General features: G+C 65.8%; 26 protein-coding genes. 14 read left to right on the forward strand and 12 right to left on the reverse strand.

Going from position 1 to position 26,155, the window contains the following annotated elements:
- Positions 1-43: 43 nt before the first annotated feature.
- From FB547_RS28840 to FB547_RS28865, 6 genes are all read right to left on the reverse strand, one after another.
- Complete coding sequence (locus FB547_RS28840) at positions 44-1,717, reverse strand: AMP-binding protein (protein ID WP_145747049.1); 1,674 nt, start codon at positions 1,715-1,717, stop codon at positions 44-46.
- A gap of 5 nt (positions 1,718-1,722) precedes the next feature.
- Positions 1,723-2,784, reverse strand: coding sequence for an AbrB family transcriptional regulator (locus tag FB547_RS28845; RefSeq protein WP_145747050.1), 1,062 nt, complete (start codon positions 2,782-2,784; stop codon positions 1,723-1,725).
- A 48-nt stretch (positions 2,785-2,832) separates the two neighbouring features.
- A complete protein-coding gene (locus FB547_RS28850) occupies positions 2,833-3,816 on the reverse strand; it encodes a Bug family tripartite tricarboxylate transporter substrate binding protein (RefSeq protein WP_145747051.1) in 984 nt (327 codons plus the stop codon).
- A gap of 68 nt (positions 3,817-3,884) precedes the next feature.
- The gene (locus FB547_RS28855) at positions 3,885-4,193 is read right to left on the reverse strand and encodes a DUF4387 domain-containing protein (protein ID WP_145747052.1); all 309 of its coding nucleotides are present in this window, start codon (positions 4,191-4,193) and stop codon (positions 3,885-3,887) included.
- A gap of 3 nt (positions 4,194-4,196) precedes the next feature.
- A complete protein-coding gene (locus FB547_RS28860; protein ID WP_145747053.1) occupies positions 4,197-5,612 on the reverse strand; it encodes an acyclic terpene utilization AtuA family protein in 1,416 nt (471 codons plus the stop codon).
- A gap of 77 nt (positions 5,613-5,689) precedes the next feature.
- Positions 5,690-6,778: a porin gene (locus FB547_RS28865; RefSeq protein ID WP_145747054.1), complete on the reverse strand. Its 1,089-nt coding sequence runs from the start codon at positions 6,776-6,778 to the stop codon at positions 5,690-5,692.
- A gap of 242 nt (positions 6,779-7,020) precedes the next feature.
- On the opposite strand from FB547_RS28865, the gene FB547_RS28870 reads away from it, so the two are divergent.
- From FB547_RS28870 to FB547_RS28885, 4 genes are all read left to right on the forward strand, one after another.
- Entirely contained in the window at positions 7,021-7,821 is an 801-nt protein-coding gene (locus FB547_RS28870; RefSeq protein ID WP_186454280.1) for a GntR family transcriptional regulator, read from the forward strand.
- A gap of 556 nt (positions 7,822-8,377) precedes the next feature.
- Positions 8,378-8,818 (forward strand): MipA/OmpV family protein, encoded by a 441-nt coding sequence (locus FB547_RS28875; protein WP_145747056.1) that lies wholly within the window; start codon positions 8,378-8,380, stop codon positions 8,816-8,818.
- 15 nt (positions 8,819-8,833) lie between these two features.
- Entirely contained in the window at positions 8,834-9,520 is a 687-nt protein-coding gene (locus tag FB547_RS28880; RefSeq protein WP_145747057.1) for a response regulator transcription factor, read from the forward strand.
- Positions 9,489-10,862 (forward strand): ATP-binding protein, encoded by a 1,374-nt coding sequence (locus FB547_RS28885; RefSeq protein WP_145747058.1) that lies wholly within the window; start codon positions 9,489-9,491, stop codon positions 10,860-10,862. Before FB547_RS28880 ends, FB547_RS28885 begins: the two co-directional genes overlap by 32 nt.
- 31 nt (positions 10,863-10,893) lie before the next feature.
- On the opposite strand, the gene FB547_RS28890 is transcribed toward FB547_RS28885, so the two are convergent.
- Positions 10,894-11,079 carry a hypothetical protein gene (locus FB547_RS28890; RefSeq protein ID WP_145747059.1) on the reverse strand — a complete coding sequence of 62 codons (186 nt, stop codon included), beginning with the start codon at positions 11,077-11,079 and terminating at the stop codon, positions 10,894-10,896.
- A 378-nt stretch (positions 11,080-11,457) separates the two neighbouring features.
- Here FB547_RS28890 and FB547_RS28895 point away from each other — a divergent pair, with 378 nt between their 5' ends.
- Positions 11,458-12,186, forward strand: a complete 729-nt coding sequence (locus tag FB547_RS28895; protein WP_145747060.1) for a phosphatase PAP2 family protein — start codon at positions 11,458-11,460, stop codon at positions 12,184-12,186.
- A gap of 22 nt (positions 12,187-12,208) precedes the next feature.
- Here the strand turns inward: FB547_RS28895 and FB547_RS28900 are convergent, their stop codons facing one another.
- The gene (locus tag FB547_RS28900; RefSeq protein ID WP_315899346.1) at positions 12,209-12,703 is read right to left on the reverse strand and encodes a molybdopterin cofactor-binding domain-containing protein; all 495 of its coding nucleotides are present in this window, start codon (positions 12,701-12,703) and stop codon (positions 12,209-12,211) included.
- A gap of 452 nt (positions 12,704-13,155) precedes the next feature.
- Between FB547_RS28900 and panD the strand changes: the two genes are divergently transcribed.
- The 4 genes from panD (at position 13,156) to FB547_RS28920 (ending at position 15,509) form a co-directional block, all read left to right on the forward strand.
- Entirely contained in the window at positions 13,156-13,557 is a 402-nt protein-coding gene (panD, locus tag FB547_RS28905) for an aspartate 1-decarboxylase (protein WP_145747062.1), read from the forward strand.
- 295 nt (positions 13,558-13,852) lie between these two features.
- Positions 13,853-14,335 carry a VOC family protein gene (locus FB547_RS28910; protein ID WP_261380444.1) on the forward strand — a complete coding sequence of 161 codons (483 nt, stop codon included), beginning with the start codon at positions 13,853-13,855 and terminating at the stop codon, positions 14,333-14,335.
- A 28-nt stretch (positions 14,336-14,363) separates the two neighbouring features.
- Entirely contained in the window at positions 14,364-14,756 is a 393-nt protein-coding gene (locus FB547_RS28915; RefSeq protein WP_261380445.1) for a DUF2845 domain-containing protein, read from the forward strand.
- A gap of 351 nt (positions 14,757-15,107) precedes the next feature.
- Complete coding sequence (locus FB547_RS28920) at positions 15,108-15,509, forward strand: GreA/GreB family elongation factor (protein WP_145747063.1); 402 nt, start codon at positions 15,108-15,110, stop codon at positions 15,507-15,509.
- A gap of 44 nt (positions 15,510-15,553) precedes the next feature.
- Here the strand turns inward: FB547_RS28920 and FB547_RS28925 are convergent, their stop codons facing one another.
- Entirely contained in the window at positions 15,554-16,204 is a 651-nt protein-coding gene (locus tag FB547_RS28925) for a hypothetical protein (protein ID WP_145747064.1), read from the reverse strand.
- Positions 16,205-16,265: 61 nt separating this feature from the next.
- Entirely contained in the window at positions 16,266-18,662 is a 2,397-nt protein-coding gene (locus FB547_RS28930) for a DNA polymerase II (protein ID WP_145747065.1), read from the reverse strand.
- Between the two features lie 90 nt (positions 18,663-18,752).
- Between FB547_RS28930 and FB547_RS28935 the strand changes: the two genes are divergently transcribed.
- Together FB547_RS28935 and FB547_RS28940 are read left to right on the forward strand one after the other, a co-directional pair.
- The gene (locus tag FB547_RS28935) at positions 18,753-19,112 is read left to right on the forward strand and encodes a copper-binding protein (protein WP_145747066.1); all 360 of its coding nucleotides are present in this window, start codon (positions 18,753-18,755) and stop codon (positions 19,110-19,112) included.
- 61 nt (positions 19,113-19,173) lie between these two features.
- Complete coding sequence (locus tag FB547_RS28940) at positions 19,174-20,634, forward strand: GGDEF domain-containing protein (protein ID WP_145747067.1); 1,461 nt, start codon at positions 19,174-19,176, stop codon at positions 20,632-20,634.
- A gap of 25 nt (positions 20,635-20,659) precedes the next feature.
- Here FB547_RS28940 and FB547_RS28945 read toward each other — a convergent pair whose 3' ends face one another.
- Positions 20,660-21,922, reverse strand: a complete 1,263-nt coding sequence (locus FB547_RS28945) for an MFS transporter (RefSeq protein WP_145747068.1) — start codon at positions 21,920-21,922, stop codon at positions 20,660-20,662.
- 310 nt (positions 21,923-22,232) lie between these two features.
- On the opposite strand from FB547_RS28945, the gene FB547_RS28950 reads away from it, so the two are divergent.
- The 3 genes from FB547_RS28950 to FB547_RS28960 all read left to right on the forward strand — a co-directional run bounded on the left by FB547_RS28950 (position 22,233) and on the right by FB547_RS28960 (position 25,391).
- A complete protein-coding gene (locus FB547_RS28950) occupies positions 22,233-22,655 on the forward strand; it encodes a tripartite tricarboxylate transporter TctB family protein (RefSeq protein WP_410000821.1) in 423 nt (140 codons plus the stop codon).
- A gap of 10 nt (positions 22,656-22,665) precedes the next feature.
- The gene (locus tag FB547_RS28955) at positions 22,666-24,186 is read left to right on the forward strand and encodes a tripartite tricarboxylate transporter permease (RefSeq protein WP_145747070.1); all 1,521 of its coding nucleotides are present in this window, start codon (positions 22,666-22,668) and stop codon (positions 24,184-24,186) included.
- A 149-nt stretch (positions 24,187-24,335) separates the two neighbouring features.
- Positions 24,336-25,391 (forward strand): RNA methyltransferase, encoded by a 1,056-nt coding sequence (locus FB547_RS28960; protein WP_145747071.1) that lies wholly within the window; start codon positions 24,336-24,338, stop codon positions 25,389-25,391.
- On the opposite strand, the gene FB547_RS28965 is transcribed toward FB547_RS28960, so the two are convergent.
- Entirely contained in the window at positions 25,358-26,110 is a 753-nt protein-coding gene (locus FB547_RS28965) for an alpha/beta fold hydrolase (RefSeq protein ID WP_145747072.1), read from the reverse strand. The genes FB547_RS28960 and FB547_RS28965 overlap by 34 nt on opposite strands.
- Positions 26,111-26,155: the final 45 nt, after the last annotated feature.

Raw genomic sequence — 26,155 nt, forward strand, 5'->3', positions numbered from 1 at the left:
CGGGACCAAGTCCAGCGAGGGTTCTTTCGAGTGGTGCTTGGGACTAGGTGGGCGCGGCTCGCAACTCGCGGCGAAGGATTTTTCCGACCGAGGACTTGGGAAGCTCGGTGCGGAACTCCACTAGCTTGGGTCGCTTGTAGGCCGTCAGGTTTTCCTGGCAGTGGCGTCGGATGGCTCCCTCGCTCGGCCCATCCGCCTTCTTCACCACCACGAGCTTCACGGCCTCCGCAGTGCCTGGATCCGGCACTCCCACCACGGCGCATTCCAGGACGCCCGGGATCCTGGAAACGACGTCTTCGATCTCGTTGGGATAGACGTTGAAGCCACTGACGAGAATCATGTCCTTCTTGCGATCGACGATCTTGTAGTGGCCACTGTCCGTCCGGATGCCGATGTCGCCGGTACGGAAGAAGCCGTCAGGGGTCATGCACTTTTCGGTTTCATCGGCACGCCGCCAGTAGCCGGCCATGACCTGGGGTCCGCGCACCGCGATCTCGCCAGGCTGCCCCGGGGCAACCGGTGCGCCGCTGTCGTCGATCAGTGCGATCTGCGTGTTGGGCAGCGGCAAACCGATGCTTCCCGTGTAGGAGGCGCTGTCGACCGGATTGCAGGTGACCGACGGACTGGTCTCGGACAGGCCATAGCCTTCGCAGATCGGGCAGCCCGTCTTCTCCAGCCACAACGCTGCGACTCCACTTTGAACGGCAGCGCCCCCACCGACGGAAAGGACCAGATTGCGCCAGTTCACCGTGTCGAAGCCGGGATGGTTCGCCATCGCGGCGAACAGCGTGTTGACTGCCGGGAAGCTGTGGAACGTCATGCCCTGCAACTCCTTGAACACGGCCTTCAGGTCGCGCGGATTGGGAATCAGGATGTTCCTGGCACCCATGTGCAGCCCGAGCATCACGCAGGCGGTGAAGCCGAACACGTGGTAGATGGGCAGCGCGCATACGAAAGTCAGTTGCTCCCGCGGAGGAACCTTCTCGAGGGCCGGGACGTACCATTCGGCCGACTGCAGGATGTTGGCGACGAGGTTGCGCTGCAGAAGCATGGCGCCTTTGCTGACGCCGGTGGTACCGCCCGTGTATTGCAGAACGGCCAGTTCATCGGGCAACGGCGTAACGCGCCGCAGTTGACGTTTCCGCCCTGCGGCGAGCGTCGAGCGGAAGCCGACCGGGTTCGGCAAGGTGAACCGTGGCACCAGCTTCTTCACCTTGCGCACCACCTGATTGACCAGCAGGCCCTTGAGGCCGAGCAGGTCGCCCAGGGTCGCGACGACCGTGTGCTTGACGTCGGTGCGCGCAATGAACGCCTGGAGAGTGGCCGCGAAGTTCTCGAGGATGACGATGGCCTTCGCGCCCGAGTCGACCAGTTGATGCTCGAGCTCGCGCGGCGTGTACAGCGGATTGACATTCACCACCACCAGCCCCGCGCGCAGGACCGCCGCGACGGCAATCGGGTACTGCGGCACGTTGGGCATCATCAGGGCCACGCGGTCGCCTCGCGCCAGGCCGATGGACTGCAGATAGGCGCCGAATGCCCCGGACCATGCATCCACCTGCCCGAAGGTGAAGGACCGCCCCATGAAGGTGTATGCCTTCGAATGGACGTGCCTCGCGAACGCGACATCCATGAGCTCCACGAGGGAGCTGTATGGCGCGACGTCGATGTCGCTGCGCACGCCGCTGGGGTAGAGGTGCTGTTGCTCGTTCTTCATCTGATTTACCTGGGTTCGCAATATCTGGCCACGAGCCGCGCCATCTGCGGCGCGAGGATCGTGACGACGATGAGCCGCATCACCTGCACGGCGAGAATCACCGGCACGCAGGCATGCATGCCGTGAGCCACCGCCACGGCGGCATCGATGCCGCCGGGCATGATGGCGAGGAAGGCCGTGAGCGCATCGACGCCTTCGAACGAGCGAAGGATCGGCCACATCAGCGCGATGCACGAGCCCGTCATCAGAAGGATTCCGAGCAGCATCGCCGGCATCAGGTGGAGGCTGTCGAGCAGCACCTTCTTGTTGAAGCGCAGCCCCGCATAGCAGCCGCCGACGGCGAACGCCACCGCCGCGACTGCCGCGGGAATCTGCACGCTGCTCAGCTGTGCCAGCTGCGTTCCGCTGCCCACGACGAGGGGCAACCAGAACGCCGCCTGCCGCCACTTGGTTGCGATGGCGACCGCAACACCTGCGGCGATCAGCACGGCCAGCACCGCGATCACATCGGCAGACACCGCACCGGAGAGGAACACGGTCGCCGGCGGCGAAGCGGCGGGCTCGCCACTCGTCCCGACAAGCCCCGCGACCGCGACGGCCGTCAGCGTCACGAAGACGATGCGAAGGTGCTGCATCAGGGCGATCACGCGCGGGTCTGCCCCGTGCCGTTCTCCCAACATCATCATGGTCGAGGCCGCACCCGGGGACAGCCCCCATATCGCGGACTGTCCCGGGAGCCAGCCACGGTGCGTGAACACCACGGCGACGATACCTGCAGCAACAACGCTCAGGACGTTCACTGCCAGTACCACCGCCCAGTGGTCCGCAATCAGCTGCAACAGGTCCCGGCTGACGACAGAGGCGACCATGCAGCCGAGCACCGCTTGAACGGGCAGGAAGATGCCGGGCTTCAGTTCCAGGCCCGCGCCGCTCAACGCGAAACCGATGGCCACGAGCATCGGCCCCAACAGCACCGCACCGGGAACATGCAGTGCGCGCAACAGCACCACGGACGCGCCGGCGCCCGCCATCAGCAGCGTCCATTGGAGGATTGTCTTGGGTGGCATGGATCGTCGCGAACGCGCTTGCAGCAGTCGGTGCGGATGTCGCAGCGCTCAATCGGCCTTGATGCCGGCTTGGGCGATCAGCCGGCCGTATTCGGTGAAGTCGCGCTGGAACAGGCTCTCGCAGTCCGTGACCGTGCCTCCGATGACGGCACCGCCGCTGTCGGCGACAAACCGCTCGAACTCCGGCGCGCGAAGCGCGTTGTTGAATTCGGCATTGAGGCGCTGGACGATGGCCGTCGGCGTTCCCTTCGGCGCGATCAGTGCCAACCAGCCATCGACCTCGAAGCCTGGAAGGCCGGACTCCGCCAGCGTAGGCACCTCGGGCATTGCCGACAGCCGCTTGAGCGTGCTGACGCCCAGCGCCCTGACCTGCCCGGCCTTGATCAGCGGAGCCGCTGCCACCCACGGAAGGAACCCGGCCATGACCTGGCCTCCGGCCAGGTCCGTCGAGTACGCGCCGATGCCTTTGTATGCGACATGGAGCGCCTTGAACCCGCCCTTCAGCGCCATCAGGGCGCTCGCGATGTGCAGCGGCGTACCGTTGCCGGGGTTGCCCATCGCGACCGACTGCTTCTCCGGGAGCGACCGGGCATACGAGACGAACTGCTGGACGTCCCTGGCGGGCAGGCTCGCATGCACGACGAGGATCAGCGGACCCGAGGTGAGTGCGACGACGGGCTGCACGTCCTGGACAGGATGGAAGCTGGCCTTGTAGAGATGCGGCGTGATGCAATGGGTCGAGGCCACGATGGCCAGCGTGTAGCCGTCGGCGGCACTGCGGACCAGCTGCGCGGTCGCGATCAAGCCCGCGGAACCCGGCTTGTTCTCGACGACCAGCGCCTGGCCCAGCGGGCCTTCCAGCACGGGGCCGAGGCGCCGTGCGGTCGCGTCGATGGCGGAGCCCGGCGAGACCGGCAGGACCAGCTTGATGGGCTTGTCGGGATACCTTGAACCCCAGGCCGAGCCCAGCATGGCGCTGCCGAGCGCAGCCGCAACGAATGTCCGCCTTTGCAGCACGTGGTGTGGGGTCATCTTCTGTCTCCTGCTTTCTTGTTCAACGCGGATCACCTCTTCGAGCGGCAGGCCTCCAGGCCGACCGTCTACCTGAGCTCGATATCGAGCAGTCGCACGTATTGCTGGCCCGAATGCATGTCGCGCTCGACCATTCCGCCTTGAGGGCTGGCTCGCGGAAAAGAGATCTTCAGGACATGCAGCGAGTCGACCGGAATGCGCTTGACCAGGTTCGGGTCCACGCCATACAGCCGATGGAAGAGGTCCGCGGACAGCTCTTCGCAGTCGCGGTACTTCCGGTACTTTTCCTCCCCATCGAAGAAGAGATCCACCGTGACCCAGAACGGGCCGGCGACCTTGGAGCGGATGTGGTGACAGACTTCACGAAGCTTGGGCATGACTCAGTTCCTTCCGGGTTCCGTTGCGGCCGCGATGGTTTTTCGATCCGTACCGTCCGCCCAGACCATGCGAACCAGCGACAGCGGGTCGTCGATGGCAACAACATGGTTGAGCTTGAATTCGAAGACCTGGCCGCGCGGAACGTCTGCCGGGCTGAAGGCGAAGCCGTAGCTCGGCAGCTCCTTGTTCATCACCATCGGGTAGTGGAAGAAGTAGGGGTTGCATGCATGAGCAATCGCGTTGGCCAGTTCCTGGGTGCCGGCCGTGGCAACCAGCAGCACGCCGATTTCCCGCGGCGGCGGAACGTTCACCGGCACATCGCCCGTCACGGCGTTCCAGCCATACATGCGAAGCGAGATGTGGAATTCACCGAGCTCCTCCGCCGGAATCGACTTGCGGGTGCGTTCGTAGAGTGCCTCCAGCAGGCGGTCGTGGAACGCGTTGACATTGTTGAGAACGTCGGGATCCTGGATGCCGATGAGCATCAGCGTCTGGTAGTTTCCAGCGGCCGCGCCTTCGAGCTTCATCGTGTAGGGCTGCGTCACCCACTTGGCGCCTTCCACTCGGACGGCACGCTCGCCGTGCTCTACGTACACTGCGCCGGTGACGTCAAGAACCCCACCCGGTTCGTGGAGAAAGTGAGGGTCGCTGTTTTCATACAGCATGTGCTTGGACACGCTGTGCGGCGTACAGCGGTTGGTCGTGGACAAGGGCTCGACCTCGAAGCCCCTCTCATCAATTGTCAGCAGAACCCCTGCGCCGTCAGCTGGGTTGAGACAGCACTGGGCGCCGCATTCGGCAATCTTTCCCGCGTGCCACGAAGCTCCCCACGGCGCGCCCTTCCAGATCGGATAGCTGGCCAGGACGGCCGTGTCGGTGGACCTCCCGCCGATGACGATGTCCGCGCCGGCCTCGAGCGCGGCAATGAAGGGCTCCACGCCCATCAGGCCGACGATGTGCTCGCAGGCGTCGATGGCCGAGTCTTCCAGCGGGCCCAGCGGCGGCAATGGCCGCACCTTGCCTTGCCGGTTGAATGCCTTGAGGCTCGCCTTCTCCTGTTCGGAGTACAGCAGCGCGATCTTCGGCGCGATGCCAAGCTCCCGCGCGAGTTCCAGGAGGATGTCACGGGTCCAGTCGACGTTGAGGTCTCCGCCCGCCTGGCCCGCCGTGCCGACGATGATCGGAATGCCGGTCTTGGCATGAGCGCGCAGCAGGATGCCCAGGTCACGCTTGACCGCTCCGCGGTTGTTCTTGGATTTGCCCAGCGCAAGATAGGCCGCGCCGCTGTCGGTGGAGCCGGCATCCGTTGCAATGACGTCGGCGCCTTTGGCCAGCCCGTACTCGATTTCGCTCTCGCGGACCCCGGACCCCAGGGATCCGCAGGGAACCATCACCTTCACACTGCCTTGCAGGGCCATGACTGTCTTTCTTTTCAAACGATTGGAAGGTCGTGTCGACCTGCGCGGCTCTGCCCGCTCAGGTTGAACGAAGGAACTCAGAAGTCGTGACGGACTCCGATGGCATAGCCGGAAGTGGAAGAACGCGTCGGGTCCCGGCTCAGTCCGGCGATGTTGACGGGGTCGAGCCTGTAGCCATCCGAGAAGGCGTTGCTGAAGAGCGAAAAGCTCAGTGCCGTGCGCCGGGAGAGTTGATAGTCGACGGCGGCAATCGCGGTCTTCTTCTTGCCGTCGCGGCCCGCCACGTTGTTGATGTTCTTGCCGCGGTCCAGCGTGTACGAGAACTTGAAGATGAACGGAGCCATGTCATACCGCAAGCCCGGTGTGATCAGCGTGTTGGCCTGTTCCGGCCGCCCCCTGGCAGCACCGTCGAGCGTGGCCCTCGCCACATTCAGGTAGAGCCTCGCACTGCGGCCCAGGCGAAGCTGGCCGCCCGCGCCGAGGACCGTGTGTTCGGGATATTGACCCGTTGCCGCAAGCGTCGGCGACTTGAAGGTCACGCCGTAGAGGGCAATGGTGTAGGCATTCGTGATCCGGGCCAGGTCGAAAGCCATGCTTCGGCCGGAGCCTTCATTCGGCGCGGCACTCAACGCCGCCGTAATTCCCGCCGGGCCGTCCCAGCGGACCTTGATGACGTCGTCGCTGCGCGAATCGTTGCCTGCAAACTTGTTGACGCCAAAAAGCGCCAGCGGCGTGACGTGCAGGCTCGCCCCACTCACGCTGAAGACATCCAGGCTTCGCGTGACACGGTCCGTGGAGGCATGGAACTGGCGACCGAACGTCAGCGTGAACGCCTCGTTGGCAAGGCCGACGGTCGATTCGCGATGCCAGAACTTCCCTCGGGAACCCACCTCTCCGGTGTCCGTGTCAACGTTGGTTTCGAGACGGAAGATCGCTCTAAGGCCACCGCCGAGGTCCTCGCTGCCACGAAACCCCAGGTAGGACCCGTTCAGCAAGTAGTTGCTGACCTCGGTCGTGGCGCCGGTCTGACCGGACTTGTGCGAGATGCCGGCAGAGATCCGACCATAGATCTGAACGCTGCCCGTCTGCGCAAAAGCAATGCCACTCACGGCAAGCGTAGCGCCCCCTGCAACCGCAATGCGGCGCCTCATCGTTGCGTTCTTCACAGTGTCTCCTCAGGCGGATGAATTGGTTTTTTTGGCCGAATGTCAGGCGCCCGGGCCGCTTGCAAATCGGTGGGGTGATTATGCAAGCATGATGTCATAATTACATGTCAGTGAAAACCCGCTCCACCGGTCCATCCCCGGGGGCACGCATCCCCTGGTGTTCACGCACGACCTTGTTGGGACGCGCGACGGACCTCGCCGACAATGCAACCTCCAGCCACGAGATGAGTCGAGAAGACACAATGTCAGTGATCCTTCGCCGCGAACGCGGTGACCTCTTGCATCGCCAGCTGTTCCTGGCTCTTCGGGAACAGATCAGGCGGGGCGTCTACAGGGAAGGCGACCCGATACCCAACGAGGACCAGCTATGCCAGTCCTTTGGTGTCTCGCGCATCACGGTGCGGCGCGCGGTAGCGGATCTGGTGGAAGAAGGATGGCTGGAGAAGCGCCTCGGACGAGGCACCTTCGTCAAGCAAACAGCGGCCAAGCCTCAGAACCGCACCGGCTCCACATTCACGGAGTCCCTGGCGAAACGGTCAAAGCAGACGAAGGTCACCGTCCTCGAGGTATCGAAGTGCTCGCCGCCGCCCCTGGTCGCAGCGGCCATGGGGCTGGCCGAGGATGCGCAGGTGATGTACGCCAGCCGTCTTCGCTCCATATCCGGTGTTCCCCTGCTCTTCATCGACTCCTGGGTGATGCCGGAGTACGCAGGCTCCATCAAGAATGACACGCTCGAGAGACGCTCGATCACCGAGATGCTGTTGTCAGAGGGCGTACGGTTTCGATACGTGACCGAGGAGATTTCCGCTGTCGCCGCGGATCCTCACGTGGCGGCGAGCTTGCATGTGGAAGTCGGTTCGCCGTTGCTGTGCGTAGCACGTCTCGTCAGCAAGGACGTGGGCAAGACGGTGATGTACCTGATGGCTTACATGACATCGGAGCGCAGTCGCGTCGTGTTCAGCCACGAAGAGCAAGACCTCGACCGCATGTACGAAGCCAAACTCATTCACGACATCCATGGCTACGGCGCTGACCAAGGATGAATCTGGCGTCTCCTCGGTCCAGCTGTGGGTCTGCGCGCTTTGGAAGGTAGCGGCATACGAGCAGCATCGGCGCGCGGCCGACCCCGGTAAGAATTCGGTAAGACCAGTGCATCGACGATCGGAGCTCCCTCACAACCCTGATTGGCTCCGCCATGCCGCGTGCTTCGTCGACTCGTATCCTCTTCGCTTTCCCCCCATTGCTTTTCAGTGCTTCGCTGACGCTGCTTACTTCGCCTGCCACGTGGGCGCAGGAAGGCAGCCTCGATCAACCTCCGGCCGCCGCCGGGTCGCAGCCTCGGCTGTCGGCCGATGCCTCTCGCTGGGGCATCGGCATTGCCGCCGGCGTCAAGCAGCAGCCGTACACCGGCGCGGGCACAAAGACCCAGGGCATTCCACTCATTTTCTATGAAAACCGCTATGTGCGAGTGCTTGGTGCGGGTGCGGAACTCAAGCTGCCGGAGGTCGAGCTGGGCGCCAACTCATCCTTGTCCTTCGGTCTGCGCGCCAAGTACGGCCTGGGAGGCTACGAGCCGAGCGATGCATCCATTCTGGGGGAATGCAGGAACGCAAGGGCAGCGTGTGGCTCGGCGCCGGCGTCACCTGGCACAACGAGATCGCCGACGTCTCGGCCGAATGGCTCGGCGATGCCTCGGGCAAGAGCAAGGGCCAGCAGTTTCGGCTCGGCGTGCAGCGCGATTTTCGCGCGGGCAGTTTCACGGTGACCCCACGGGTGGCCGCCAACTGGCTGGATAAAAAATACGTCGACTATTACTACGGCGTGCGCACCGAAGAGAGCCTCCCTGGACGTCCCGCATACCTGGGCGCTTCGACCGTCAACACGGAGATCGGACTGCGTGTGGGCTACACGATCGATTCTCACCAGGCGGTGTTTGTCGACGTCAGCGCCACGCAACTGGGCAAGCAGATCAAGAACAGCCCGCTGGTCGACCGATCGAGCCAGACCTCGCTCTCCGTGGGCTATCTCTATCGTTTTTGACGCAACGCCGGCCGCATGAATCGCATCGCGCTGATCGAGGACCACGATCGCATGGCCACCTTGGTGTGCAAGGCGCTTCTCGGCGCGGGCATCGAGGCCGATGTGTTCGGGCGCATCGATGTCGCCTGGCACGCGCTGCGCCGGACGCCGTATGCAGCGTTTGTGATCGATCGCGGGCTGCCCGATGGCGATGGCCTCGAACTGGTGCGGCGGCTGCGCGCAGTCGGCACGCGTACGCCGTGCCTGATGCTGACGGCGCGGGATGCCCTGCATGACCGCGTCGATGGCCTGGAGTCGGGCGCCGACGACTACCTGGTCAAGCCCTTTCCGATGGAAGAACTCGTCGCGCGCGTGCGCGCGCTGCTGCGGCGCCCGGCCCAACTGCTGAGCCTGTCGCCTGTGTATGCCGACATCTGCGTACACCCCGAGAGCGGAACGCTGACCTGCAACTGCGATGCCGTCACGCTCGCGGCCGCCGAGCTTCAGATCATGCTTTGCCTTGTGCGCAGCGGCGGCCAGACTGTGCGCCGCAGCGCACTCGAATCTGCCGCGTGGGGACTTTCGGAGGCTGTCACGCCCAATGCCCTCGATGTGGCGCTGCATCGCCTGCGTAGAAAGCTGCAGGCCGTGGGCTCGGCGCTGCAGATCATCACTGTAAGGGGACGTGGCTATGCGCTTCGTGAAGCTTCGCTGGCCACATAGCCTCGGCACACGGCTGCTGGCGACGTACGTGGCCGGCATCCTGGTCTGCATCGTGGTGATCGTGGTCGTGAGTGCTGCCACGCTGCTTCTGCGCGGGAACACCTTGAATGAAGGAATCTCCACCCATGCGCGGTTGATCGGGCGGCAGCTGCAATTCGATGCGACAGGACGCCCGACCGGATTAAACGAATCGGAACTCGCGACCTGGTTGTATTCAGGCATGGGGAAAGAGACATCCGTTCGCGTACTCGACGCGGCCGGCGACGTCGTGATGCCGGCAATGCAGAACGCTCTAGCGCTGCTCGAGGAAGGCAAGGGCTTCGAGCCGCGTGACCATACGTTCGATTCGGTTTCAGACGGCCTTGCGGTGCGTGCCGCGACACATAGCCTCGATCACGAGGGGCAGCGATGGTATGTGCAGGTGGCGGTGAGCCAGCGCCTGATCGAGGTCATGGACCGCAGCGTCGGTCTGCCAGCCCTCGGGCAAGGCATTCTGCTTGCGTGCCTCGCGTCGGTCCTGGTGTTCGCCGTGGCCATGCATTTCACATTGGGCCGCATGCTCAGGCCGCTGCGGATAGCGTCCGAGAGTGCCGCACGCATCACGCCGCGCACGCTCGACGCCCGCTTGAGCGTGCAAGGACTGCCCTCGGAGATGATGCCGCTGGTCGAGGCCTTCAATCGCGCGCTCGACCGCCTGGAAAGCGGTTACGTCGCGCAGCAGGATTTTCTTGCGGCGGCTGCGCACGAGCTCAAGACACCGCTCTCGTTGATCCGTGGGCAGATCGAACTGGGCGGCGACAGTGATGCCACCTTCGATCGCGGTGTCTTGATCCGCGACGTGGATCAGATGGCCCGGCACGTCAGTCAACTTCTGCACCTGGCCGAGGCGACGGAGTTGTGCAACTACGAGGTCGGCCTTGTCGGTGCAGCCGCACTGGTTGACGAAGTTGGCGACTATCTCGAACGACTTGCCGCACGCCGCGAGGTGCATCTGGACTTGCGGGTCGAGCCGGACTCGCTGTCCTGGCAGGCTGACCGAGGTGCGCTCTTCACGCTATTGAAGAATCTCCTGGAGAACGCGATCCAGCATTCGCCACCTCATGGCGTGGTACGGCTTAGGGCCGACGCACGGCGGATCTCGGTTCGCGACGAAGGTGCCGGTATCCCGACTGGTGATCTGCCGATGATTTTCGATCGCTTCTGGCGGGGCGCGGGCCGGCGCGACGAAGGCGCGGGACTGGGCCTCGCCATATGCCGGGAGATCGCACTGGCGCACGGCTGGCGATTGACAGCACACGCGGCATCGCCCGGGACGGACTTTGTGCTCGCATTCGCACCGTAACGACGATTGCTGCTTCGGCGCTGTCAAGGATTCAGTGTTCGAAGCAAAGCAGCAACCAGAAGGTGATGGCGCCGTCATCAATGAACCGCTGAAGCTTGAGCGCGACGGCGATCAGCGCAAGGCCAGTCAGGACGTCCAGCAGCCAGGTATCGAACAACCATGACCCGAGGCTTCGGGCCCAACGGAATCTCGCGAAGAGCTTGACGGTCAGTCGCATGTCGACGAGCTGAAGGGCTGAGCCGCAGACTTCGGTTTTCGGTGCGGGCGGGTCAAGGCCCCGTCGAGCGCATTTGGCGTCACGGCGAAACTCTTGGGCCGCAGGGAACGGGGACGATAGGGGCACACAGCATGACGAGGTCCGATGGTGATGAAGCCTGAATGCTCGGCCCATCGGCCTTACCCTCGGCTTACCTGGCGAATGGCATCGCACCTTCGAGCTGGGCAGGTCCGGTAAGGATGCAGCAAGGCTAGGGGGTGGAGCATCCGGACACGATCAAACCGGAGCCCATGTGTCCTCAGTTTTTCTTTCCGAAACGGCGGCGCCCTCCTCCTCCGCCCCATCCGCAGCAACGATGCCGAGCGATGGCTTCGCGGGATGACGAGCAGCCCTGGCGACAGCGGCCGCAATGACACTTCGGCTGCTTGTTTCCTGAAGTCCATCGGCGCGCTGCTTGGCGGCGGCGTCGCCATGGCGGTCTGGTTGGACGCCGCGGTCATCCGGGTCATCCACGCGCATCTGACAGCGGAGTGCTCCGACCTCTTCGACACGGTCAGCGATGTCGCCGACGCCCGCTTCTATGGAACCGCTGCGTTGGGCATCTACGCCTCAGGCCTTCTTGCGTTGTCGGTGCCGGCGCTGAGGCACTGGAAACACCGTTGTGAGCATTGGGTCCGCGCAAGCCTGCTGATGCTCCTGACTCTGCTGACAGGCGGCTTCTTGACGCTGGTTCTCAAGCATGTTGTCGCTCGGGCCCGTCCTTTCCTGCTCCTGGAGAACGGACAATACGGCTTCGCCGCGCCCTTTGCCGGCGCACCCTTCAACTCGTTTCCGTCAAGCCACGCGTTCACGGCGTTTGCCGTTGCGTTCGTCCTCGCCGACCTGTTTCCGAACTGGCGCAAATGCTTGTTGACGGTGGCAGCCATCCCAAGCACCTGCCGCGTTCTCGCGCTCGAGCACTTTCCGAGCGACGTGATCACGTCCGCGGTCATTGCCGCGTGGTGCGAGGGCTTCTGGGCATCGCGCATATTTGCACCTCGATCGAACTGGCCGTTGCGGCGTCCCTGGCACTGGCGCAGTGCCCCGGCACCGGAGCAAAGGCGATGATCGCGAAAGACCCAGCAGCAACTCAAGCCAGAACTTCGTCAGCAAGGGGCAGCCGACGCACCTGCCTGCCAGACAAGGCCGAGGCAGCTGCTGCCAATGCCGGCGCAAGCGGTGGTACGCCGGGCCCGCCCGCACCACCGAGCGGCGAGCCGATCTCGACGATGTGGGTTATCACCTGCGGCTCTTCTCCCATGCGCAGAATCTGGTAGTCGCCAAAGCTTGACTGTTCCGCGCGGCCGTCCTTGATCGTTACCTTCGCTCGAAACGCAACCGACATTGCATCCACCACGCCGCTGCTCATCTGGGCTTCAACGTGCCCAGGGTTGATGGCGCGTCCGCAATCGATAGCCACGTGCGCTTTCTCGACCTTGATGCTGGCCCAGCCTACCCAACGGGGCCACCACAGCGTAGGAGGTTCCGATGGCTCAGGACACCCGCCACGGAGGGTCCATCGCCCCAACCTCGCCGCACGTGGAAACGCGCGCGGCACACCTGCCGCGTGCGTTCTCTCTCGCACACCCAGGCCCCGGCCTCACAACCGTGTCCCGCCGCAAGAACAGCTCGCATCGATCATGCGCGGTCTCCGACTATTTGACGACTGGAACGCTTCGAGCACCTCCGTGACCACGCGACGCTTGAACCGCGCAAGGTGCAGCGCACCGAATTGGCGATGGTGGTGTGCCCGCGGCGCGCGCCCCAGGCGGTGGCCCGGCGTGCCTGCATCGTGTTGACGACCGCCGAGGTGTCTTGCACGAAACCATCGGCGAACAATCCGGCCTCGTCGCGAAGGGTGCGCAACATTCCCGGCCGCCAGCTTGCCGATATATCAGGCGAGGCAAGGGCCGCGAAGCTCACCCGGTGAGGATCGGGCTATCCTACGGCCGCCGCGCGTGCGGCACCCGTCGTTCCGCCGTGCTCACCGAGGGACGCCGGTCCGACCACCTTGTCGCAAAGAGAAAGAGTCCGCTCATGTTCCGCACCCTGCTCAAGTCCAAGATCCACCGCGTTGCCGTCACCGACTGCGAACTGCACTACGAAGGCTCCTGCGCCATCGACGAAGACCTGCTCGATGCCGCCAACCTGGCCGAGAACGAACAGGTCCACATCTGGAACATCAACAACGGCGAGCGCTTCGTCACCTACGCAATCCGCGGCGAGCGCGGCACCGGGATCATCTCGGTCAACGGCTCGGCCGCACGCCGGGCCTCGGTGGGCGACCTGATCATCATCGCGGCGTTCGGCCTGGTGCCCGAAGACCAGGTGGCGGGCTACAAGCCCAAGCTGGTGTTCGTGGACGCGGCCAACCGCATCAAGGAAGAGCGCGCGCACATTCCGGTGCAGGCAGCTTCGGGCGAGACCATCGCGGCCTGACGCGGCGACGCAAGGGACGGGCCGCGCGCGCAAGTCGCTCCCGACGAAGAAGTGACGGGAAGCCTGCATCGCCTTGAATGCCCTCCACGCCGTCCGAAGAAGCGCGGCAGGATTCGGACATCCGAGTTCCCGGAAGAGGCGCGATGAAGAAGGTCTTCCTCGTTGACGCCGCCTGCAAGCTCGACCGTCGCCTTGCGCCGCAGAGGCTCGCGCCCCGCCGGACGACGGCCAGAAGCCGTGGTCCGCGGGTCGGGCAGAATTTGCCGGGCCGACCACCACACCCAAAGGACATCCGATGTCGCAAGCCAACCAACTGCGCCCGTTTTCGTTCGTGCTGGCGGTGCCGGATCTCGAACGAAACACCGCCTACTTCAGGGATGCCCTGGGCTTCGAGGCGCAGTGGCCGGAAGGAACCGGGTGGCAGCTTCTTTCGCGAGGAGATGTGCGCATCATGATCGGCCATTGCCCGGACGCCGTCCCACCGTCTGCGACGGGCGACCACAGCTATTTCGGATATCTGCATGTGGATGACGTCGATGCACTCCATGAAGAATTCGTCCGGCACGGCGCGTTGATCCTGCAGCCGCCGGCAGACAAGCCACATGGCATGCGCGAGTTCGCGGTCGCCACGCCCGACGGGCACCGCCTCATGATCGGTCAGGACCTTGCACCGCGGGCGGGAAGCCAAGCCGGCTTGCCGCGCGAGAGCCGACGGACGTTTCGAACCTGGCTCGGAGCGGCCGATGAACGCGCCTCGACCGCGGAAGCAGTACAGTGACGGGCACAGGATTCCTTCGATGGTCCGCATGAAGCGCTCCCGCACCCGGCCTGTGTTGTTGCGTCCTCGCCGCTGGGCCTCCTGGCTGGCCGCGGCATTCACAGCCATCCTTGTGCCCTCCGCTGAAGCCTCCCAATCCATGGGCTGCAACGGCTCGCTCGTGAGCAAGGGGGACTCGCCTGTGTCGCTGCTTCAGAAGTGCGGCGAGCCGATCTATCGCCAGAGCGTCTGCGTGCCGATGCTGCAGCTGGGCTGGGTTGTGACGCCCTATCGTGCGGGCAGCCCCAGTGCGATGCTTGCGAATCAATGCGTGCCCATGGAGGAGTGGACGTACGACCGGGGACCCGGTGCGTTCTTCGGGATCGTACGCATCTACAACGGCGCGATCGAATCCGTGCGCGACGGCGACCGCAACCGATGAAGGCCAGGCCATCGGAGGAGCCGGGCCGTTCATCGACGCAGGACACGGCAATCTGGCAAGAACCCTGAGGGCATTGCTTGCCCCGCCACGACACGCTGAATAGACTACGCAGCATGTCGACCCCTCTCGTCCTCGCCCGCACCGGCGCGGCGCTGCTTGCCGCAGCGGCGTGTGCGCGTGCACGCGCGGCCTTGAAGGCGGGCCGCAGGCCACCGCCCGCACATTTCTAGGCCCGGCGGTCGCTTCCTTTCTTCCTTCCCTTTCAGCGCAACCATCCACCGCCGGGCCCCAGTCCCGCGCGTCCGCGGCCACCGTCGTTGATCGACGGGTCCGCACGAATGGAGTGCGTCAATGCATGCAACGATCCACGGCGAGCGCACGCTCACCGAACTTGACTTCGCCCGTCTGAACAAGCTGCCCAGGCTCAACCTGCCGCCCAGCCTTGCGGATCTTCTGGACTGTGCCGAGGTGACCAGCTCGAGGGCCGTGCCCGGCAACATCGTGACGATGTGCTCGCGCGTCGAGATCGTCGACACGCACACGCGTCGGCGGCAGACGCTGACCATCAGCTATCCCGAAGAGGCCAGGCCCGCGGCCGGCCTCATCTCGGTGCTGTCGCCGGTCGGAACCAGCCTGCTCGGCCTGAAGGTGGGAGACACCGCCAGGTGGCAAGCCCCGAACGGAGAGGCATGCGCCGCGGAGATCGCGGCGATCCTCTTTCAGCCCGAGGCGACGGGCGACTACACCACGTAGGCGGGCCGTCGAACGCCGGCGTCCATGCCTTCATCGATCCCGGCTCAGGAGGACGGGCGGGACAGCGTTGCCAGCTTCTTCTTCGCGCTTTGCAGGAGGCCGACCCGCTCGACGGGCGGTTGGGCCTTGGTGTCTCCGAACGCGATGATCTCGAGCGCGCCAGCCGCTGCCAGCTTGGACGCGAGCGGGTCGCGCACCGCCAGGCTGTTGAACCTGTGGTTCGATATGACGTGCACCTTCAGGTGACGGTGGATGGTCTTCGACAGCTTCTGGCAGGCGGCTGCCATGGCGGCTTCATCGGGTATCGACTGGCCGTGCACGACCAGGAGCTCCACGGTGCCGTCCTTGTCCTCTCCCAGCAGGAAGGCACGCAGGACCGAATCCTTGAACTTGCTGCGCAGCATCGAGCGCAGCGGTTCGGCGGCGGCGAACGACTTCAGCGCGATGCTGCGCAGTTCATCGTGGAAGACGAACGAGCGGTCGAGCGTGAGGGTGTCGGACCCGTCCGCCTTCGGCTTCTGCCTCTTCAGGATGCCGCTGCCGACGAGGTGCTCCAGGATGCGCGCCGCATCGGCGGGATCGAGCTTCGAACGCCGGGCGAGCTCGTCCGGCGCAAGCGGTTGGTCGGGCGCCGCGTAGACGACCTTCAGGAGCTTCTGCACCTCGGGGGAGAAAAGGAAATCGGCGGCACTCATCTTTTTCTGGATCCGGACAAAGGATCGCATTATCGGGATGAATATCGTCGGCCATGGCGGTCTAGAAGAGCCCGCGTTGCGAAGTCGTCAAGGTCATGAAGCTTTCTCCCATGGGCTGAAGAATGGCGTCGGCAATCGGCTGGAGCTGCCGCGTGAGGTAGTGTTCGTAGTCGATGCGCGAGTGGCGGGTTTCCAGCGGCTCCGGCCCGTTTCGGGTCATGACGTATTCGATCCAGCCGCCCGTCTGGTACTGCATGGGCCGGCCGATCCGGGCATTGTGTTCGTCCGCGATGCGCGCGGCCCGGACCTGCGGCGGCACGTTGACCAGGTAGGCGTCGAGCCGATGGCGCAGGCGCTTGCGGTAGATGAGCAGGTCGTCCTTGGCGCCGGCCAGCGTCGACCGCGCATAGTCGGTGACGAACGCCTTGTAGGGCTCGCCCTGGAAGATGCGTGACAGCAGGCCCTGCTGGAACTGCCGCGCCAGCGGGGTCCAGTCGCTGCGCGCCATCTCGAGGCCGCGGTACACCATCTCCTCCTGGCCCGCGGCATCCACGCTGAGGCCTGCGTAGCGCTTCTTGCTGCCGACCTCCGAGCCGCGGATGGTGGGCATGAAGAACTTCTTGTAGTGGGTGTCGACCTCGATTTCGAGAAAGCTCTCCAGGCCCTGTTCCTCGCGCAGCGTGCGCGTCCACCAGTCGTTGATGTCGGCCGCCAGGCTTGCCGCGACGGCGTGCGCCTCCTCGTTGGTGTGGGCGCGCCTGAGCCAGACGAAGATGGAGTCGGTGTCGCCATAGATGGCTTCGTAGCCCCGCTGCTCCACGAATTCGCGCGTGAGCTTCATCATCTCGTGCCCGCGAAGTGTGACGGCGGACACCAGCTTGGGGTTGAAGAACCGGCACTCGGACGCACCCAGCACGCCGGCGAACGAGTTCATGAGCAGCTTCAGCGCCTGCGACAGCGGCTCGTTCTTCGCCCGCTTGGCCTCGTCCCGGGCGCGCCAGAGGGTGGTCACGATCGCGGGCAGGCAGTGCCTGTCGCGCGAGAAGACGGTGCCCTGCGGGCCCTTGACGAGCCCGGCCGGCTCGCCGGCGTTCGAGCCCTCGACGAGGCCCACCGGATCGACCAGGAAGGTCCGGATGATCGAAGGGTAGAGGCTCTTGTAGTCCAGCACCACGACGGAGTCGTAGAACCCCGGCTTCGAGTCCATCACGTAGCCGCCGGGATAGGCCTTGCTCGCAATCTCGCCCACGTTCGGCGCCACGTAGCCCAGCCGATGCATCCGCGGCAGGTAGTGGTGGCTGAACGCGGCAATGGAGCCACCGAAGTGGTCGGCCTGCAGGCCGGTGGTCTGGGCGCGCTCCATCATGAACTGCAGCAGCTTCGCCTTGTCGAAGATGCGCAGGACCAGCTCGCAGTCGCGGATGTTGTAGCGCGCGAGCGCGGGCTTGTCTTCCTGGTACCGCCGCTCGATCTCGGCCATCTTGTCGTACGCGTCGCCGATGGATTTGCCTTCACCGAGCAGCGCCTGCGAGACGGTCTCGAGGCTGAAGGACGGGAAGCTCCACACCGCGGCCTTGAGTGCGTCGATGCCGTCGATGACGACCCGGCCCGGCGTCGGCGCGAACAGGTAGCCCTGCTTGCCCGGATGGGTGCGCCACTCGATGGGGCGACGCTCCCGCCCGAGCAGGAGCTGCACGCCGCAGTCGTCGGCGGTCTTCTGCAGCACCCGCAGGTCGAACTGGATGACGTTCCAGCCGATGATGACGTCGGGGTCGTTGCGCTCGAACCAATCGTTGAGCTGATCGAGCATGGCTTTGCGGGACGGGCAGTAGACGAGCGAAAAATCCATGGGCCCGCCCGGCTCCGGCGGCGGTTCGCCCAGCATGAAGACGACACGCTCCGGCGTGCCGTCCAGTGCAATGGAATAGAGCGCTTCGTGCTGGCTCGTCTCGATGTCCAGCGACACGACCTTCAGCACGGGGCGGTATTCGGGCGCGGGCCTGAGCTTGCAGTCGACGATGGTGGCGTGCGCTGCCCGCCCTCCTTCCACCCGCACGCCGGCGGTGATGAAGCGTTCCATCAGGTAGCGGTCGTGCGGGCGCACGTCGGCTTCGAGCAGGGGAATGCCCTGGGCCAGGAGGGTGCGTGCCAACCGGCCGAGCTGGCGGAAGTGCGTCGCATAGACACCGAGCACCGCTTCCTGCTGGAAGGTCTTGAGCGCGAGCTCGCGCAGCTGCACGCCCGGCATGGCCGCGAGGTGGGCCTGGACCGCCGCCCTGTGCCGGGTGGCGACGAACGCAACGCTGCGCCGTGAGGTCAGGACCACTTTCCTCGGTCCCGCATCGGTGGCCAGCCAGTACGCGATCTCCGTGCCGGCGGGCGCGTCACGCCAGTGGCGCGTGAGGACGAAACCCCGCAGTTCGGTGGATGTAACGAGAGAGCTTGAAGGTTCGGGCAAGGCGGGAGGACGGACTGGGGCACAGGCGATTTTCGCCCGGCAGCGGGACGGGTTTGGCAGAATCCCGGCAACTTCACTTCCTCCACGAACATGCTGCGCTTCGTCCTCATGACTGCGTTGGGCCTCGCCACCGTGGATGGAGCGGCCGCTCAATCGGCGGAGCCGCGGCCGGCCGAAGCCGCTGCAGAAGCAGCGCCGGTGACCACGTATGCGCGCTTCGTCTCCGCCAGCGAGGAGGCCGACGGCAAGCTGTATGTCCGGCTGAAGCTGCTACCAAGGGCCAAGCTTCCTTTCACGGTCCAGAGATTCAGGGTGAGGGACCGGACGCTGCTGGCTGGCATTGCGGAGGGTTCATGGGTGAGGTTCACCGCGAAGCACATCGACGGCGAGAACACGTTGACGTCCATCCGCATCACCGCCGAATGCAAGCGCTTCCAGGAATGCGGCTGAGGCTTCAGCCGGCCGGGGAGTGCATCATTGCGGGCACAATCCCGCGCACGAAGGAAAACCCATGCCCTCCTCCACCGACTACGAATCGCTGTTCGAGTTTGCGCCGATGTCGCTCTGGCTCGAGGACTACAGCGGGCTGCGCCGGCTGTTCGACGCCTGGCGCAGCGCCGGCGTGGTGGATCTGGTGGACCACCTGAATGCCGAACCGCAGCGCGTGCGCGATTGCATGGCGCAGCTGAAGGTGCTGAGCGTCAACCAGAGCACGCTCACCCTCTTCGGTGCCCAGAGCCAGGCCGAGCTGCTGTCCCGGCTCGACAGCATCTTCCGTGACGACATGACCGCTCCCGTGATCCACGAGCTGGACCAGCTCTGGCGCGGCAATCTCGGCTTCGGCAACCAGACGGTCAACTATGCGCTGGACGGCCGCCGGCTCGACGTGCATGTGCGCGTGCAGGTGCTGCCCGGACACGAGGCGACGTGGGATCGCGTGCTGGTGTCGCTGGACGACATCACCGAGCGCGTGCAGGCCGAGCGGCTGCGCCTGGAGAGCGAGCGCTATGCGCGCGAGCTGTTCGAACGTTCGCCGGTGTCGTTGTGGGTGGAGGACTTCAGCGCGGTCAAGATCCTGCTCGATGACGTGCGCAAGCGCGGCATCAGCGACTTCACGACCTTCATCAAGGTGCACCCGGAGTTCATCACGCGCTGCATGCGCGAGATCCGCGTGATCGACGTCAACCGGGAGACCCTGCGCATGTTCGGCGCGGCCGACAAGGACGAGCTGCTGGAGAACATCTCGGACATCTTCCGCGACGAGATGCACGACTCCTTCGCCGAGCAGCTGCAGGACCTCTGGAACGGCAAGATGCTGCAGCAGCGGGAGGTCATCAACTACGCGCTGACGGGCGACCTGCTCAACATCCACATGCAGTTCGCCGTGCTCGAGGACCGGCTCGCCACCTGGGACCTCGTGCTGGTGTCGCTGATCGACATCACGGCCAGGAAGAAGGCCGAGGCCTACCTCGAGTACCTGGGCAAGCACGACGTGCTGACGCAGCTGCGCAACCGCGCCTTCTTCTCGGAAGAGCTGAACCGGCTGTCGCGCAAGGGGCCGTGGCCGGTGTCGGTGCTGGTGATCGACTTGAACGGCCTGAAGCCCGTCAACGACGAGGAAGGACACGCCGCCGGCGACGCGCTGCTGCGGCGCGTGGGCGAGGTGCTGAGCAAGGCGGTCGACGAGCCCGGCTGGCCCGCGCGCATCGGCGGCGACGAATTCGCGGTCGTGCTGCCGAAGACGGACGAGCGCGGGGCGGAGGCCATCCGCGACCGCATTGCCTCCATGCTCGACCTGAACAACCAGTTCTATGCGGGCCAGAGCGGCCGCTTGCTGAGCCTCGCGGTCGGCGTGGCGACCTGCGAGGCCGGCGACCTGCTCGATGCGGCGCTGCAGCGCGCGGACCGCGCGATGTACGAGGAAAAGGCGCGCCACTACCGCGACAGCGGGGCCGAGCGCCGGCGCGACTAGGGCGCGGCGCCGGCGATGCCGGTTTTCACTCCGCGTCGAGCCGGTCCCGCCGCATGGCGCGCCAGAGCGCGAGGTCGTAGCAGATCTTGAGCAGCCCGCAGGCGACGAGCGGCAGCGAGATCCATCCGGCCGCGAACAGCGCGCCGCTGAGCGTCGGGCTGATGGCCGCGGCCAGGCTGCGCGGCACCGCGGTGAAGCTCGCCGCGGCGCTGCGTTCGGGCGGCGTCACGACCGCCATCACGTAGGCGGTGCGCGTGGGCACGTCCATCGACGACAGCGCACTGCGCACCATCAGCAGGCCGAGCGCGATCGGCAGGCTCGGCGCCAGCGCGGCCAGCACCAGGCAGACATTGGCGGGCAGGTGCGTGAAGACCATGGTGTTGAGCAGGCCGATGCGCCGGGCCACCACGGGGGCGGCAAGCTGCGACGCCGCGCCGAGCAGGCCGGTCCAGAAGAAGAACACGCCGGCCTGGGTCAGCGAGAAGCCGAAGCGCTCCAGCAGCCACAGCGACATCAGCGCATTGACCATCAGTCCGCCGGCAAAGGCATCGACGCTGAAGAGCGCCGCCAGCCGCACCACCACGCGGCGCGACGGCCCGAGGGGTGCCGGTGCCACGGGTGCGCTGCCCGCCTCGTGGACGCCGGCGTGGTCGGGCAGCTTGCGGTAGAGCCAGAAGACGGCGAGCCCGATCGCGGCGTAGACCGCGAACATGCCGCGCAGCGCGTCGGGCCGCGCGAAGTGGCTGTGCCGAACCAGCCAGTCCGGCACGGCGGCCGCGAGCGCACCCATGGCCGCGCACAAGGCACCCAGCAGGCTGTAGCGCGCGAACAGCGCGGTGCGGGCATGGCCTTGCGCCGCCGCCGCAAGGCGCGCGTGCTCGAGCGGAAGGAACACGCTGACGTCGCCGGAACTCGGATTGAGCGTGCCGACCAGCGCGACCACCAGCAGCGGCCAGAACGAGGACAGGCCCGCAAAGCCCAGCCCGGTGGCGGCCATCAGCAAGGCGGCGCCGCGCAGCAGCCGCCCGCCCGCGAAGCGGTAGCCCCAGGCGCCCACCGCGAGCGTGGCAAGGGCCGAGCCCAGCATGGTCGCCGTGCTGACGATGCCGACTTCCAGCGTGCCCAGGCCGATCGACAGCAGGTAGGCCGGCAGCAGCACCGCCATGTAGCCGTCGCCGAAGGCGCGCAGCCCCCGCGCGGCGAGCAGGGGCAGTGCATCGGCGCTGACGCCTGCGGGCAGCAGGCGCGCAAGTCCGGTGCGCGGCGAAGGCGATGGTGCCGCGCTCATGGGCGGGGCTCCACGGCGTGTGCGGGGGGTGAATCAGGCAGGGCGGTGTCCACGGATGGCTCCATCACGGGTTGCCAGCGCTTGGACGGGACACCGTCTGGTTGTGCAGGCCGGGAGGCTGTTTTCCCGGCAAGGCCATGCTAGCAGAGACCCCATCGCGGTACGTAGTTCCCCTCAGCTTCTCGTCAGATTGCGATCAGCTCGGCGCAAGACCATGTGACCGTCCGGCGTTCCATCCGGATGGAGACAAGCCCGGGCGGAGTCCACCTGCGCCGGTTGCGTTCGACAACCCTCAATACATCGGGAACGTATGAGAAACAGAAATCTTGTCAGGGGACTCTTCCTCATGGCAATCGCGCTGGCCTTCGGCCTCACGGCGCTTCGCTACCCCATCGGAGACCTGAGCCGCGCCGGCGCGGGTCTTTTCCCCGCCATGGTGAGCGGCCTGCTGCTGCTGATCGGCGTGTCGACCGTCGTGCGCTCGTTCTTCGTGGAGCCGGTGAAGCTGGACCTGCACTTCAAGAACATCGCGCTCATCCTCACGAGCCTGTGCGGCTTCGCGCTGATCTCGATGTACCTGAACATGATCGCGGGCATCGTCTTCATGGTGTTCTGCTCGGCCTTTGCCGGCAGCTCGAACTCCTGGGTGCGCAACCTCAAGATCTCGGCCGGACTGATCGCCATGGCGCTGGCGCTTCAGAAGCTCCTCGGCCTCAACCTGCCGCTGTTCTGAGGAGACGACGATGGAAGTCCTGAACAACCTGGCGTTCGGCTTTTCGCACGCCCTGACCTGGCACAACCTGATGTACTGCGCCATCGGCTGCACGGTGGGAACACTGGTCGGCCTGCTGCCCGGCCTGGGGCCGCTGGCCACCATCAGCCTGCTGCTGCCGCTGACCTATTCCATTCCCACCACCGGTGCGCTGATCATGCTGGCGGGCATCTACTACGGTGCGCAGTACGGCGACAGCGTGAGCGCGATCACGATGAAGATCCCGCATGCGAGCAGCATCGTGGCCTGCATCGACGGCTACGCGATGACGCTCAAGGGCAAGACCGGCCTGGCGCTGTTCACGGCCGGCTTCTCCAGCTTCATCGGCGGCACGGTCTCGATCCTGGTGCTGTCGTTCCTTGCGCCCGTGCTGGGCGAGGTCGCCTTCCTGTTCGGCCCGGCGGACTACGTCGCGATGATGCTGGTGGGCTTCGTGTGCGTGAGCTTCGTCACCACCGGCAGCCTGCTGAACGGCCTGGCGATGTGCATGATCGGCGTGCTGCTCGGCACCATCGGCACCGACGTGAACAGCGGCATGGCGCGCTTCACCATGGACATGCCCTTCCTGACCGACGGCGTGGGCATCGTGAGCATCGCGCTCGGCTGCTTCGGCATTGCCGAGATCACCAAGAACCTCGACTCCCGCGAGGAACGCTCGCCCTTCAACGGCAAGATCAACCTCATTCCGACCTGGGCCGAGTTCAAGCGGATCATCCCCAGCGCGCTGCGCGGCAGCGTGGTCGGCTCGTTCCTGGGCATCCTGCCCGGCGGCGGCCCCACCATCGCGCAGTTCGCGGCCTACGCGCTGGACAAGAAGGTCAGCAAGTACAAGCACGAGATCGGCACCGGCTGCATCGAGGGCGTGGCCGGCCAGGCCGCAGCCGACGAAGCGGCGGCGCGCACGAGCTTCATCCCGCTGATGAGCATCGGCATTCCCGAGAACGCCGTGATGGCGCTGATGCTGGCGGCCTTCATCATCAAGGGCATCCAGCCCGGGCCGAACATGATCGCGAGCCATCCGGAGCTGTTCTGGGGCCTGGTGGCCAGCATGTGGATCGGCAACGTGTTCCTGCTGGTGCTGAACGTGCCGCTGGTGCGCTACTGGCTGTCGGTGTTCAAGATTCCATACAGCGTGCTGTTCCCGTCGATCCTGTTCTTCTGCTGCATCGGCACCTACAGCGTCAACAACAACCTGGACGACGTGTTCATCACCGCCGCGTTCGGCTTCATGGGCTACATGTTCATGCGGCTCGAGCTCGACGCCGCGCCGCTGATGCTCGGCTTCATCCTCGGGCCGATGCTCGAGGAGAACTTCCGCCGCGCGATGCTGCTGAGCCGCGGAAGCTTCGGCACCTTCGTGTCGCGTCCCATCAGCGGCACCTTGCTGAGCCTGATCGGCGTCTTCGTCGTGTGGCAGGTGGTTTCGTTCGTGCTGCAGGCCCGAAAGAAGGTCGCCGTTGCGCCGCCCATGGCACTGGAGCCGCAGGAGTAGCAGCGAAAGAAAGCCGCGGTCTGGCAAGCACCCTCAGCTTGCCGGCCATTCTCAAGCCTTGTGGCCCCACGGCGGGTGGGGTCAGCGAACCGGCTTGGCAAAATCGCAGGTTGCTTCAATTCCTTCACGGGCACCAAGGCGACCAGCGCATGCGAATCCACGAACTGAAACAACGGCTGCGGGAAGCCGGCGCGGGCCCCAGCCACGAGCAGCGCATCCTGCGGCTGTGGTCCCATGCGCTGCCGCGCAACAGCGGCAGGCGCCTGCCGGCGAGCTTCTTTCCTTCGTCGCTGCTGGCGGCCCTGCCATCGATCGAAGCGGAGCTTGCGGGGCTGGCGCGCATCCACGCGGTGCATCCCGGCGCCGATGGGTCCGAGCGGCTGCTCGTCGCGCTGGCCGACGGCCAGACGGTGGAGAGCGTGCTGCTGCCGCGCGACGGGCTGTGCGTCTCGTCGCAGGTGGGCTGCGCGGTCGGATGCCGGTTCTGCATGACGGGACGCGAAGGGTTGCTGCGCCAGGTGGGCAGCGCCGAGATCATTGCCCAGGTCGCCCTCGCGCGCAAGCGCCGGCCGGTGCGCAAGGTGGTGTTCATGGGCATGGGCGAGCCGGCCCACAACCTGGACAACGTGATGGAGGCGATCGAGCTGCTCGGCACGGTGGGCAACATCGGCCACAAGAACCTCGTGTTCTCCACGGTGGGCGACCCGCGCGCGTTCGAGCGGCTGCAGCAGGCGCGCGTCAGGCCTGCGCTGGCGCTCTCCTTGCACACCACCAGGGCCGACCTGCGCAAGAAGCTCCTTCCGCGCGCGCCGAACATGACGCCCGAGGAACTGGTCGGCGCGGGCGAGCGCTACGCCCGGGCCAGCGGCTACCCGATCCAGTACCAGTGGACGCTGCTGGAAGGCGTCAACGACGGGCCGGAGGAAATCGAGGGCATCGTGAGGCTGCTCTGCGGCAAGTTCGGCGTGCTGAACATGATTCCCTTCAACGCCGTGGAAGGCGTGGCCTTCAGCCGCCCCTCGCTGGAGCGCTGCGAGCAGATCGCGCGCACGCTGCACCAGCGCGGCGTCCTGACGAAGCTGCGCCATTCGGCCGGCCAGGATGTCGACGGCGGGTGCGGCCAGCTGCGGGCGCGCGCAGCCGAGGCAAGGGTGGTGCCGATTCGGTTCGCTCAGCTGAGCGAGGCCACCCAATCCCAGACCTGAGCGGGCGCTTCGACCATCACGTTGTGGCCGAGCGGCCCGAGCTCGCGCGCATCGGGGTCGATCTCGCGGGTCTGCGCCATCGTGACCAACGCGTCGTGCTGCCCTCGGGCGAGATGGACAGGGCAGCGCGCGAGCGCCGCCAGTTCGGGCACCGGCGGCTTGCCCACGGCATGGGCCCGGGGATCCATCGCAAGACGCCAGCCGTCGTCGTCCCGCGCGATGCCCCGCGCAGCGACGGCTGCCGCCGCATCCGCGATTCCGGCAAGGCCGCAGACCTTGAGGTACCTGTCCCACGCTTCTTCTTCCGTGGCGAATTTCCTGGCCGGCTGCGACGCCAGCGCCTCCATGCGGCGCAGCTCTTCGTCGCTCCACGCGAGCTTGATGCCGGCTGCGAACACCCGGTGCGGCGCGACGCCGAACCAGCCCGTGGCCAGAGCGAGCGCAATCACCCCGCCGAGTGAATGCCCGAGCACCACGAGACGGCCCTCGGGATGGAGGTGCGGCAACGCGGCGCGCGCCACGCCGGCGGCGTACTGGCCCATGGCATAGGCGTCCTGCCGGTCGGACCGGCCGTGGCCAGGCAGGTCGAGCACGAGCCAGCGGCCGCGCCAGCGGGCACCGGCCTCGGCGCACATGGGCGACCACACCGCGCCCGTGGCGCCCATGCCGTGCAGCATCAGGAGCAGGTCCGGGCCCTCGCCGCCTTGTTCGATGTACATGTTCATTGCCTCCGTCGCATCTGCGACGGCGCAAGAATACTTGCC

It is taken from the genome of Variovorax beijingensis (assembly GCF_007828835.1).
Taxonomy (GTDB): domain Bacteria; phylum Pseudomonadota; class Gammaproteobacteria; order Burkholderiales; family Burkholderiaceae_C; genus Variovorax; species Variovorax beijingensis_A.